The organism is Pseudochrobactrum sp. sp1633 (assembly GCF_030376605.1).
Taxonomy (GTDB): Bacteria; Pseudomonadota; Alphaproteobacteria; order Rhizobiales; family Rhizobiaceae; genus Pseudochrobactrum.
In genome coordinates, this window is sequence record NZ_JARRAE010000001.1 from 338,029 (window position 1) to 350,474 (window position 12,446).

At 51.8% G+C, this 12,446-nt stretch carries 9 protein-coding genes; 6 read left to right on the forward strand and 3 right to left on the reverse strand.

Features of this window, described 5'->3' with window-relative positions:
* Positions 1-94: 94 nt before the first annotated feature.
* On the reverse strand, positions 95-1,288 hold the full coding sequence (locus P8H26_RS01610) for a flagellar biosynthetic protein FliO (protein WP_289631101.1): 1,194 nt from the start codon (positions 1,286-1,288) through the stop codon (positions 95-97).
* 551 nt (positions 1,289-1,839) lie between these two features.
* On the opposite strand from P8H26_RS01610, the gene cckA reads away from it, so the two are divergent.
* Both cckA and P8H26_RS01620 read left to right on the forward strand, forming a co-directional pair.
* The gene (gene cckA / locus P8H26_RS01615) at positions 1,840-4,449 is read left to right on the forward strand and encodes a cell cycle histidine kinase CckA (RefSeq protein ID WP_289631102.1); all 2,610 of its coding nucleotides are present in this window, start codon (positions 1,840-1,842) and stop codon (positions 4,447-4,449) included.
* 120 nt (positions 4,450-4,569) lie between these two features.
* Entirely contained in the window at positions 4,570-5,673 is a 1,104-nt protein-coding gene (locus tag P8H26_RS01620; RefSeq protein WP_289631103.1) for a branched-chain amino acid ABC transporter substrate-binding protein, read from the forward strand.
* Positions 5,674-5,750: 77 nt separating this feature from the next.
* Here the strand turns inward: P8H26_RS01620 and P8H26_RS01625 are convergent, their stop codons facing one another.
* Complete coding sequence (locus P8H26_RS01625) at positions 5,751-6,977, reverse strand: MFS transporter (protein WP_289631104.1); 1,227 nt, start codon at positions 6,975-6,977, stop codon at positions 5,751-5,753.
* Between the two features lie 286 nt (positions 6,978-7,263).
* Positions 7,264-8,103, reverse strand: coding sequence for a MurR/RpiR family transcriptional regulator (locus P8H26_RS01630; protein ID WP_289631105.1), 840 nt, complete (start codon positions 8,101-8,103; stop codon positions 7,264-7,266).
* A gap of 191 nt (positions 8,104-8,294) precedes the next feature.
* On the opposite strand from P8H26_RS01630, the gene P8H26_RS01635 reads away from it, so the two are divergent.
* The 4 genes from P8H26_RS01635 (at position 8,295) to P8H26_RS01650 (ending at position 12,368) form a co-directional block, all read left to right on the forward strand.
* Complete coding sequence (locus P8H26_RS01635) at positions 8,295-9,101, forward strand: N-formylglutamate amidohydrolase (protein WP_289631106.1); 807 nt, start codon at positions 8,295-8,297, stop codon at positions 9,099-9,101.
* 142 nt (positions 9,102-9,243) lie between these two features.
* A complete protein-coding gene (locus tag P8H26_RS01640; RefSeq protein ID WP_289631107.1) occupies positions 9,244-9,804 on the forward strand; it encodes a TRAP transporter small permease subunit in 561 nt (186 codons plus the stop codon).
* On the forward strand, positions 9,801-11,126 hold the full coding sequence (locus tag P8H26_RS01645; RefSeq protein WP_289631108.1) for a TRAP transporter large permease subunit: 1,326 nt from the start codon (positions 9,801-9,803) through the stop codon (positions 11,124-11,126). The genes P8H26_RS01640 and P8H26_RS01645 overlap by 4 nt, the downstream gene beginning before the upstream one ends.
* 171 nt (positions 11,127-11,297) lie before the next feature.
* The gene (locus P8H26_RS01650; RefSeq protein WP_289631109.1) at positions 11,298-12,368 is read left to right on the forward strand and encodes a TRAP transporter substrate-binding protein; all 1,071 of its coding nucleotides are present in this window, start codon (positions 11,298-11,300) and stop codon (positions 12,366-12,368) included.
* The last annotated feature ends 78 nt before the right edge of the window (positions 12,369-12,446 follow it).

A 12,446-nucleotide genomic window follows, 5' to 3' on the forward strand; every position in this document is an offset into this window, starting at 1 on the left:
ACCGTAAGGCTTTGTGCTATCGCGCAAATAACAGAAATTAAAAAACGCAGTGCTGGAGGGCACTGCGTTTTTTTATTTGAAAATTCTTTTCAGCTTATTTTCGCGGGGAAATATCGAGCATGCCGCCCAGAGGTTTTTGCGATGTTTCTGGCTGCTCCGGCTTCTCATTGTTTGAAAAATGTTGTTCCATTTCAGAGGAGAGCAGATCTTCGAACGAAATTTCGCTTTCAACCACTGTATCTTTAGCTGACAGAGCCTCGGCAACTGCATTTTCAAGATCAAGCTCAAAATCCGGTTGTGGTGAAGCTTTTGCAGTTTGAGCAGGAGCTACGCTGAATGATGGTTCCTGCTGGGTGGTGCGTGCGATTTGCGGTGTTGCACGTTGCAGAACCAGTGGGTTGGTTTCAGCGGAGTTTTGGCCTGAGCTCTGCGTTGAGCCGGGGCGGACATCATCAAGCGACGGTGATGTGCTGCGATTGTCGCGCTTTGCGGCGGCAATCAGTTCCTGCTGTGCTGCATTATTGGCAGCGGCCAGACCGGAGGTTGCAGCAATAACGCCGCGAGATACCTGGCCGAGCGGATAGACCGGATGAAGTTTAGGCGCTCCTGCACCTACTCCTGCTTCTGCAGGGCGCGGGGCGGGGCGCTGTGTTTGCTGCTGGCTCTGTTGCTGGCGGGCAGCCGCAACCTGCTGCGCATGTGTCTGTAATGGCTGACTTGCTGCGGTAGCGGTCGGTTGAGCGGGCGCCTGCACTGGCGTAGCTGCACGGGGCTGCACAGGCATGGCTTCAGTTTCCGGCTTATAGACCGGAGCAGCAGAAATAATGTCAGCCTGCAGCGTATTGTCAGGATTGAATGACTGTTCAGCGGCTGCCACAGGCGGCTGCACAATAGCCGCAGCGGCTGCAGGCGCAGGTACAACCGGAGCGATAGGGCTGCGTTCTTCCTTCCGCTGTGGGCGGGGCGCAGCATAGTCAGGCTGATTGTTTTTATGACGGATAATATTCTGTTCGATAACAATGTCAGATGGTCCGCCGATCAGGATCAGGTGTTCCACATCGTCACGGCGCACCAGAACAAGGCGGCGCTGACTGTCGACGGCCGCTGCATCGGTCACTGTCAGACGCGGTGCCGCATCATGTTTTTTGCTGACATAGGTGCCTGCAGTCATGCGCTTGATCGCTGCAAAGACAACAAAGATCGCAAGCAAAAAGAGCACAAAAAGCCCGATAAAGCTGATTATATGGGCTGCATTTTCACCCACCAGCCCGCTCAGCCAATCCATCATATTCAATCGTCCTTATAAGAATCATGCAATTTCTGTGCGTTTCATAAACGCATAATCAGGAAAATTGCATAACCGGCTTGTTTTTAAACATGGTTTTCAGGCCGCAAACGGGCGCATGAGACCAGTATACTGTAAAATCGAGGCATAATTTGCGCTTGTAAAAACGCATATCACTCTGAAAGTAAATCTTTAAACTGAATGAAAGTTTAAAACATATTTATCAGCTTGAAAATGCCTGTGACGACAATGCGTAAAAAACGCGTTTTATTGCGCTTAAATTGCGCGCGTTCGCACAAAAACAGCCTGAAATTAATGGCTTGTGAAGACTGTGCAGGCAATAATGACTGCACAGAGATAATTCCATTTGACTGCGAAATACTCTAAAGCATAATTCTGAAAAACCTCATAAGGCGCTGCTTTATCAAATTTGTCCGGGGCGGATTTTGTTGCCTGTTCAAATAAGCTGATGCCCCACATTGCGGACGACGCATCAGCGGCGGCTCTGCTGAACCGCCGGATAGACCGGCGCAAGAAAAGGGATATTGGGGCTTATGTCTCAGCCATCACGGACAAATTCTTATCCGAAAACCACCGCTTCTGCAAAAAAGAATCCCGCTGCACTCAGGTTACTGACGCTGGGTATTTTATTGATTGCGGTTGCGGGATTATATTTTGTTTTCCGTGAACAGCTGGGCGATGCCTTTCTGCTGATTTTGCTCGGCCTGTTGTCGGTAACAGGTGTTTTTTGTCTGATCGGATGGGCAACAGGGCTAATCCAGTTCAGCCCGCGCGAAGATCATGATGCCGTGACGGATACGCTGTTGGATTCCATGCCTGAAGGTACGGTGATTACCGATGCCAAAGGGCGCATTGTCTATGCCAATCAGGCCTATGCGCAAATGATGGGCGCGGATAATGCGGCAGAACTGCCAACGCTTGATGCTGTGCTGGCGGGTGAACCTTCGGCGCTTGAGGCCGTGTACCGGCTGAATAATGCGGTGCGTGATGGTCTGGCTGCTCAGGAAGAAATCCGTCTCACCGGTGCTTCTGCCAAGGGTATGGAAGCCGCTGCATGGTACCGCGTGAAGGCACGGCCGGTGATTGCGCCGCAGACCAATCCGCTGAGTGAAACCACAGGGCCTTTGTTTGCATGGCAGATTACCGATATTTCTGAAGAGCGCGCCGAACAGGAGCGGTTTTTTCAGGATTTGCAGGAAGCTATTGATCACTTGGATCATGCGCCGGCCGGCTTTTTCTCGGCTGATGCGCAGGGGCGTATCATTTATATCAATGCAACGCTGGCGGAATGGTTGGGCATTGATCTCACTAAATTCACCGCCGGTTCGCTGACCTTGCAGGATATTGTGGCCGGTAACGGCATGTCGCTCATCAATGCTGTGCGTGCTGATCCGGGATCAAGCCGTAATACGGTGATTGACCTTGATCTGACCAAAAGCAACGGCCAGAGCCTTGCCGTGCGCTTTTATCACCGAGTGCAGCAGCCACGTGACGGTTCGCGCGGCACCAGCCGCACCATCGTGCTGAATCGTGCCGAGGGTAATGATTCCTCTGCCGCGCAGCGTTCAGCTGAAGTGCGCTTCACACGCTTCTTCAATTCCGCGCCAATGGCGATTGCCTCGGTTGATGTGAACGGGCGTATCCTTTCAACCAATGCGCGTTTTCTGGATATTTTTGGTCCGGATGTTGACCGCGATGCGACGGATAAACAGATTTCGCTGGAAAGCGTTGTCCATCCGCGAGACCGTGAGACGATTTCCCGCGCACTAGCCTCAGCCTTTGCAGGGCAGGCGACAATCACGCCGATTGATACAGTTCTGCCAGGCAATGATGAACGTCATATCCGTTTCTATGTCAGTCCGGTATCCGATATCGGCGGCGAAGCGATAGAAGAGGCTGCCATTGTTTCTGCGGTGGAAACCACAGAGCAGAAGGCGCTTGAGGGCCAGATGGCGCAAAGCCAGAAAATGCAGGCTGTCGGCCAGCTTGCAGGCGGTATCGCCCATGACTTTAACAACGTGCTGACGGCCATCATTATGTCTTCGGATCTGCTGCTGAGCAATCACCGTGCGTCTGATCCGTCTTTCCCTGATATTATGAATATCAAGCAGAACGCCAACCGCGCCGCATCACTTGTGCGCCAGTTGCTGGCTTTCTCGCGTCGTCAGACTTTGCGCCCTGAGGTGCTTGATCTCACCGATGTGCTGGCTGATCTGCGTATGCTGCTTGCCCGCCTTGTGGGCACAGATATTGCGCTGAAAATCGAGCATGGCCGTGATTTGTGGTCGGTCAAAGCCGATCTCGGACAGTTTGAGCAGGTGGCCGTTAATCTCGTGGTCAATGCGCGCGATGCGATGCCTGATGGCGGTACGATTACAGTTCGCACGCGTAATGTTGAGGCCTCTGAGGCTGCCGCATTGGGCTATCGTGAATTGCCGGAAGCAGACTATGTGCTCTACGAAGTTGAAGATTCGGGCACCGGTATTCCGTCAGATATTCTTGCCAAGATTTTTGAGCCGTTCTTTACGACTAAAGAAGTAGGTAAAGGCACAGGGCTCGGCTTGTCGATGGTCTATGGCATCATCAAACAGACCGGCGGTTTCATTTTCTGCGATTCCACCCTTGGTAAGGGCACTGTATTCCGCATTTATCTGCCGCGTTTCGTTGAAGAAAAAGCACCGGTTGTGCTGGACGCAGACGGGCAGATCGTGGTTGCTAAAAAGCCTGCTGCCGTTGAAAAGAAAGCAGAAAAACAGGCCGATCTCTCCGGTTCCGCAACCGTGTTGCTGGTAGAGGATGAAGATGCTGTGCGTATGGGCGGCGTGCGTGCACTGCAAACCCGCGGCTATACAGTTCATGAGGCTTCTTCCGGTGTGGAAGCGCTGGAAGTGCTCGAAGAACTGGACGGAAAGGTCGATATTATCGTTTCCGATGTGGTTATGCCGGAAATGGATGGTCCAACGCTGTTAAGAGAGTTGCGCAAATCATATCCAAATATTAAGTTTATTTTCGTTTCAGGCTATGCAGAAGATGCTTTTGCAAAGAATCTGCCTGAAGATGCTCAATTCGGGTTCCTTCCGAAGCCGTTCTCGCTGAAGCAGCTGGCTACCGCTGTTAAAGAGATGCTTGAAAAGGAAGACTGATTGTCTGATCATTAAAACCGGTCAGGCGGGAGGAGAGCACGAACCGTCACGCGACATTTATCGCGCGCGGGGGGATAATGTTTAATTTTGTCCCGTGGCGGGACTGTATTGGAGGAAGAAATGCGTCTGTCTTTATTATCCGGAGTGGCCTTTGCTGCAACGCTTGCGTTTGCTTCCCAGGCTCAGGCTGATATCACCATTGGTCTGATTGCGCCGGTTACAGGCAGTGTGGCTGCCTATGGTATTCAGGTGAAAAACGGTGCCGAAACCGCTGTTGAAAACATCAATAAAAATGGCGGTATTCTCGGTGAGAAAGTTGTTCTGAAACTCGTTGATGATGCGGCTGATCCAAAGCAGGGCGTTTCCGGTGCTAACCAGCTGATCGGTGACGGCGTTAAATTTGTTGTTGGTCCTGTGACCTCCGGTTCGGCTATGGCTGTTTCTGACGCTCTGGCTGAAGCCGGCGTTGTGATGGTAACACCGACTGCAACTTCTCCGGGCCTGACAAACCGTGGTCTGGAAAATGTTTTCCGTACTTGCGGCCGTGATGACCAGCAGGCTGTGGTTGCAGCTGAATATGTTGCTAAAAACCTGGCTGATAAAAAGGTCGGCGTTTTGCATGATAAAGGTCCTTATGGGCAGGGTCTTGCAGACAGCTTCAAAGACAGCCTGAATAAAGCCGGTGCAAAAGAGGTTCTGTACGAATCCCTGACCCCTGGTGAAAAAGACCTGAGCGCTCTCGTAAGCAAGATCAAAAACAGTGGCGTGGAAGTGCTGTATTTCGGTGGTTACCATCCGGAAGCCGGTCTTCTGTCCCGTCAGCTGGCTGATCAGGGCGTGAAACTTCTGCTGATCGGTGGCGAAGGCCTGTCCAATACTGAATATTGGGCGATTGCAGGTGAAACCGGTGCCGGTACACTCTTCACCAATGCTGTGGATTCCACACAGAACCCTGCTGCAGCCGAAGCTGTTGAAGCGCTGAAAGCCAAGAATATTGCGCCGGAAGTCTTCACACTGAATGGTTATGCTGCTGTTCAGGTGCTGAAAGACGGTATCGAGAAGGTTGGCAAGGCAGATGATCCGGCAGCTGTTGCCAAGGCTCTGCATGATGGTCTTGAAGCTAAAACCATTATCGGCAATCTGACTTATGACAAAAACGGCGATCTGACTTCCCCGACCTTCGTGGTCTATAAATGGGAAGATGGCAAAATCGTCGCTAACTAATCAGATCTTCTGAGCTAAAGAGAAAGCCGGCAGAACAATGGTTCTGCCGGCTTTTTTTATTGGTTATACTTATGGTCTCAGGTGCCGCTGCGGCGGGCATCCCAAACGGCAATTGCCCAGATGAGGAGACCGCCCAGAGCCAGAGCGCTGCCGACAAAACCGGAAGAAGCAAAGCCATATCCGGCGGCAATGGACATACCTGCCAGCCACGGGCCAAGTGCGTTGGCGACATTGAAGGCACTATGGTTGAGCGCCGCAGCCAGTGTCTGCGCATCCTGAGCTACATCCATCAGGCGGGTTTGCAGAACGGTGCCAAGACCGCCGGTGCAGCCGATGAGGAAAACAAGGGCAGTCAGAATCCAGACATTCATGACGAAGAACGGGAAAATTGCCAGAAAAATTGCATTGGACAGCAGCAGAATACCGGCAGTTGGCATCAAAGCGCGGTCAGCCCCCCAGGAGCCGATCAGCGTGCCGCAGGTCATGCCCATGCCGAATACGGTTAAAACAACAGGAACCCAGAACGGAGCAACGCCGGTCACTTCAAGCAGGGTTGAGGCAATATAGGAATAGACGGCGAATAAACCACCGAAACCAACAGCGCCAATACCCAGAGTGAGCCAGACCTGACGGTTTTTCAAAGCGCTCAGTTCACGCAATGGCGTGGCGCCCGGACGCGGCGGATCTTTCGGTGCGAAAGCCATAATCATCAAAAAAGTGATTGTAGCGAGAATACCGGTTACACCGAAACCCCAGCGCCAGCCGAGATTTTGCCCGAGCCATGTGGCAAACGGTACGCCGATAACAGTTGCGATAGACAGGCCGAGCATAACACGTCCGACTGCCCATGCGCGGCGGTTGACCGGCACAAGTGAAGCGGCCATCAAGGCGGCAACACCGAAATAGGCGCCGTGAGGCAGGCCGCTCAGGAAGCGAAACAGCAGCATCCAGTGATAAGACGGGGAGAGTGCGCTGAGCACATTGGCAATGGCAAAAACGGCCATCAGCCCCATAGCCAGCGTGCGCCGTGACATACGGGCAAAAAACACCGCCAGAATGGGAGCGCCGACGACAACGCCGAGTGCATAGGCGCTGATGACATGACCGGCGGTCGGCTCATCAATGCCAAGTCCTGCGGAGAAATAAGGCAAGAGGCTCATTGCTGCAAATTCAGTGGTGCCGATGGCAAAGCCACCCATAGCAAGTGCAAGCAGAACGAGTTTGAAATTGACTGTTGTGCTTGCCGGATCAGCTGCAACGCTGACGGGGCTGTCCAGCACAAGAGCGGGGGAGGAATCTGTCATTTTATGTTTCCTGAAACCGTTGGCTTTTGCGGTTTCTAAAAAGCGTATCCCGAAAAGAATGAGGCGGTTTTCGGCTCGATACGCGTTATTTCAAAAGTCCAGAGCGTTGATCCGGTTCAACCGAAACTTGGCTCTAAGAGGTGTCATTTCAGGACAGCCGTTTTGTGCCTCCCACACGCCGCGACAACGCCCTGATGATATTCTGTTGCCTCCCATTACATCGAAAAATGCATGGTTGAAAGAAAAGAGTTTTTATAAAATTTCTACAGGAGAAATATGACAGCTGTTATGCCTGTCTTTTAAGACGCAGGCTCTCCAGTTCTTTAATGCGTGCTGCACTGTCTTGCTCCAGCTGCTTTGTCATCTCCCGAATAACGCTTTCAGCGAGCACAAACAAAGCTGCCGATGAATCCCACGCTGACGGCACGCCGGTTCGCCCTGCGATAACATGGCGGGCAAACCGCGCAATCGGTGAGAGCCACTGGTCGGTGATCAGCAGAATTTCAACGCCACGGCTTTTGGCTGTTTCCGCCAGATGCAGCAGGCTTTCCTGATAGCGCCGGATATCGAAAACAATCAGCATATCCTTTTTACCCATATCCAGCAGCCGGTCGCGCCATGCGCTTTCCTGCCCTGAAAGATGGAAAACATGCGGGCGGATGACTGTCATATGCGCTGCCATATATTGCGCAATCGGATCGGTAAAACGCCCGCCGATGAGATAAATATTACCGCGTGCGGCCACCAGCGCACTGACAATATCACTCAGTTGTTTTTCGCTGATATGGTGAAACGTCTCACGGATATTTTCTAAAGTGTGTTCAACCGCGGGGTAGGCGGTGTCCGGCTGGATTTGCTGATTTTCATTGCGGTTATGCGGGGATTGCAATTGTGCTGCCAGCTCATCCTGTAACCGCGCCTGAAAATCTGGATAGTTCTGAAAACCCAGCCGGTTAATAAAACGCAGAATAGTGGGTGAACTGACACCGGCCTGTGAGGAAAACTCCGCAACAGTTTTCAATCCAAGCATCGGATAATTGGCGATCAGCGTTTGTGCCGCATTGCGCTCACCGGGCGGCATCGTGTCAATCCGATCGGTTATCAGTTCCGCTATACTGTTGTTCATTCATGCTCCCGCCGGTATTTTTTATGACCGGTCTGTGCTTCGGATTATGGTTTTAATCAATTTAAAAATACTATTTGACAAAAGATCATAATGCGTATGAGATGATACACAATAGCGTAAAACTAAAAATAACGTAACATAAGTTACATTCGTAAAGTTTATAAAACTTACGGCGCTTGAGGGGAAACGGGATGGTGGAAAAGCGGGATTCTTCCTGTGATGTTTTGCATGCGCATGCCGCCAATCCGGATGGAGACAGGGCGGCTGTATCAGTTGTCAATGAGCAGGGCAGCAGCCCGTATTTGCTGATCTGTGAACATGCCACGAATTATATGCCTGAGAAATTTTCGCGCCTCGGATTAAGCGATGCGGACTTGGCTGCCCATATTGCATGGGACCCGGGTGCCGCAGAGGTTGCGCGGCGTATAAGCAAAGCGCTGGATGCCACATTGGTTGAGGCCGGATTGTCGCGCTTGCTAATTGATTGCAACCGACCGCTTTCTGCGCCCGATCTCATTCCAACCATCAGCGAGTTTACGGTTATTCCGGGCAATCATAACTTGTCAGAAGCGGAGCGACAGGAGCGTATTGCTCTGTCTCACAAACCCTTTCACGATAAAATTGAGGTGGTTATCGAGGCGCGCAAAAAACGCGGGCAGGAAAGCCGTCTGATAACCATTCACTCTTATACGCCGGTTTATAAAGGCGTCGGGCGGCCGTGGGAAATCGGCATCATTCATGATGCAGATGACAGGTTGGGCGCGCGGATGATCGCGGCTTTACGTAAAAACGGCGAAAGTTCCGGCATCAATGTTGGTGTGAACGAGCCCTATTCGCCAGATGATCTTGTTTATTACACGGTGGAGCGCCATGCGCGTAACCGCGGTGATCTCTGCGCAATGGTGGAAATCCGGAATAATGAAATTGCAGATGATGAAGGGCAGGCGCTTTGGGCTGCCCGTCTGTCGTCAATCTTACAGGAAATTGAGATTACATAAGGAGAGACGACCTTAACCGCATTCTGTTGAGGAGCAGAGAACGGATAAGGAAAACCGGTAAAATGGTGCCAGTAACTGGTAAATGCAGGCATAAGAGCCGGAAAACCGGCCATGATACGCCTGAAACAACGGGAACAAAAAAGTGCCGAAAATACTCAGACTCTTCGTTAAATATGTCGATGCGCTGAATTATCGGGTCGGGCGCTGCGCGATGTATCTCATCTTTTTGATGGCAGTATGCCTGCTCTATTCCACCTTTTCGCGGGTCGTTCTTGGCGTGCCGGTGAACTGGGTTCTGGAGATGTCGCAGTTCATTCTCTCTGCTTATTATTTGCTGGGCGGTGCCTATGCGATGCAGCAGGGCGCGCATGTCCGCATGGATCTGTTTTATGACCGCTTTACGCCGAAAAAGAAGGCGTTGACCGATATTATCACCATTCTCTGCGTGATTTTCTACCTCGTTGTCATGGTTGCGGGCGGGCTATCCAGCACCAACTATGCCTATGTTTATAATCAGCGCAATTATACGGCATGGGCGCCGGTGCTCTGGCCGATCAAAACGCTGATGACGCTCGGCATCTTCCTGCTCTTGCTGCAATGCATTTCCAATCTGATCAAAGATTTTGCGATCTGGCGCGGCACGCCGATCAAACCCGCTTCTTATGTACCTGACGCAGCGCCGCAGGAAGGGCAAGCCGTATGAGTTCGGAATTTATTACCCTTTTCATGTTTGCCACAATGATGGTGCTGCTGATGACAGGGCAGCGCGTGTTTGGTGTTATCGGCTTTGTCGGTTCACTGGCGGCGCTGCTGCTCTGGGGCAATGGCGCGTTTGAAATGCCGTTCAATGCCACTTTTGCGGTGCTGAACTGGTATCCTCTGATTACCGTGCCGTTCTTCGTATTCATGGGCTATATGCTCTCGGAATCCGGCATTGCCAGTAATCTCTACCGCATGTTCCATGTCTGGTTCGGCGGTATTCGTGGTGGTCTGGCACTCGGCACCATCGGGCTGATGGTGATCATTTCCTGCATGAACGGTCTGAGCGTTGCCGGTATGGCCATTGGCGCAACTGTTGCGCTGCCGGAACTGCTGAAGCGCGGCTATAACAAGATTATGGTGACCGGTGTTATTCAGGCGGGCAGCTCGCTTGGTATTCTGATCCCGCCGAGTGTGGTTCTGGTGCTGTATGCGATGATTGCGCGTCAGCCGGTACTGCAATTGTGGCTTGCCGGTATTGGCCCTGGTCTTTTGATGGCAGGGTTATTTGCAGCCTATATTTATATCCGTTGCCGGATTAATCCGGAACTCGGACCAACTTTGCCAAAAGAAGAACTCGACAGCATTACTTGGGCGGAGAAGTTTTCAACGCTGCGCGCCGGTCTGCTGCCGCTGATTATTTTCGGCCTGATGATGGGGCTGTTCCTGACCGGTATAACCAGTCTGGTGGAGAGCTCGGTGGTTGGTGCATTGTTGGCAACACTGGCAGCACTGTTTACCGGACGCATGACCAAAGCGGTTTGGGAAACAACAACCCGTAACTCGCTGATGATCTCTTGTATGTTTCTCTGGATCATTCTGGCGGCACTGTGCTTTTCGTCTGTCTATGACGGGCTTGGTGCGGTGAAGGCGATTGAAAAATTGCTGATTGGCACGTTTGATTTGTCGCCGTGGACAATTCTCATCCTGATGCTGCTGTCATTCGTTGTGCTTGGCATGTTTCTGGATGACACGGCGATGCTGGTTATTGTGGCGCCGCTTTATATTCCGTTGGTCAAAAGCCTCGGATTCAACGCGATCTGGTTCGGTATTCTCTACACGATCACCTGTCAGATTGCCTATATCACCCCGCCATTTGGCTACAATCTCTTTATGATGCGGGCATTGGCACCGTCCACGGTGACTATGCTCGATATCTATAAATCTATCGTTCCGTTCTTCTTCCTGATGGTGCTGACGGTCATCATTCTGATGATCTTCCCGCAGATCGCTCTGTGGCTGCCCAACTGGTATTCGGGACGTTGATAAACGCAGTTTAAGTACGCAGTGCATAACGCAGTTCAAAAAAGGCAAAAAGCCAAAACTGCGGTGAAGGGAACTAAGCCTGAATGTGAAGTAGTTTGTTATCGCAGTTTTTGACGGAAAACCGGTTATCATTTTTCCTAAAACTGCTCCATTGCGACGGGAGACACGCAAATGAGTGACAGCAAATTTCTGAATAAGCGCGACTTTCTTAAAAAGTCTGCATTGACCACTGTCGGGGCGGTTGGTGCAACTGCACTCGCCACACCTTATGTGAAAGCACAGAGCCCGATTAAATGGCGCCTGCAAACCTATGCAGGGCCGGCTCTGGCCGAACATGTTATCAAACCTTCCATTGATGCTTTCAACAAGGCAGCCAATGGCGAGATGGTGATCGAGCTTTTTACCTCCGATCAGCTGGTGCCGCAGGGCGAGTTGTTCCGCGCGGTGCAGGCGGGCACCATTGACGCGGCGCAGTCTGATGATGACTCAATGGCATCGCCGGTGGATGTGTCGGTTTTCGGGGCGTATTTCCCGTTCGCCTCGCGTTACAGCCTTGATGTGCCGGTGCTGTTTAACTGGTATGGCCTAAATGAAATCTGGGAAGAAGCCTATAAGGAAATTCCGGGTGTAACATGGCTCAGCGCCGGTTCATGGGATCCGTGTAACTTCGCAACCACCAAGCCAATCCGCTCGCTGGAAGATCTCAAAGGCCTCCGCGTCTTTACCTTCCCGACAGGCGGCCAGTTCCTTACCCGATTTGGCGTAGTGCCTGTAACTCTGCCTTGGGAAGATATTGAAGTGGCCATTCAGACCGGCGAGCTTGACGGCGTGTGCTGGTCGGGTGCGACCGAAGTTTATACGGTCGGTTGGGCTGATATTAATAAGTATTATCTCACCAATAATATCAGCGGCGCATGGGCGGGTTCTTATTTTGCCAATACGGAAAAATGGAATGCGGTGCCTGCGCATTTGCAGCAGCTGTTTAAACTGAGCATGGATAACTCTCATTATTACCGCCAGCATTGGTACTGGTGGGGCGAAGCCCATTACCGCACCACCGGTGGCAAGCTTGAACTGACGACTATTCCGGAAGCGGAATGGAGCAAGGTTGAAGATGAGGCTATGAAGTTCTGGGACGAAGTGGCCGCGAAAAGCGAACGCAGCGCCAAAGTGGTCGAAATCCTGAAGAAATATCAGGAAACCATGCGTAAGGCAGGAGCACCGTATCGCTACGGAGCATAATTAAAATTTACAAAAAACTGTCGTCGCCGGAGGGGCGGCGACACTCCATTCTAATAAAATGCCGATGAAGCACGGAGT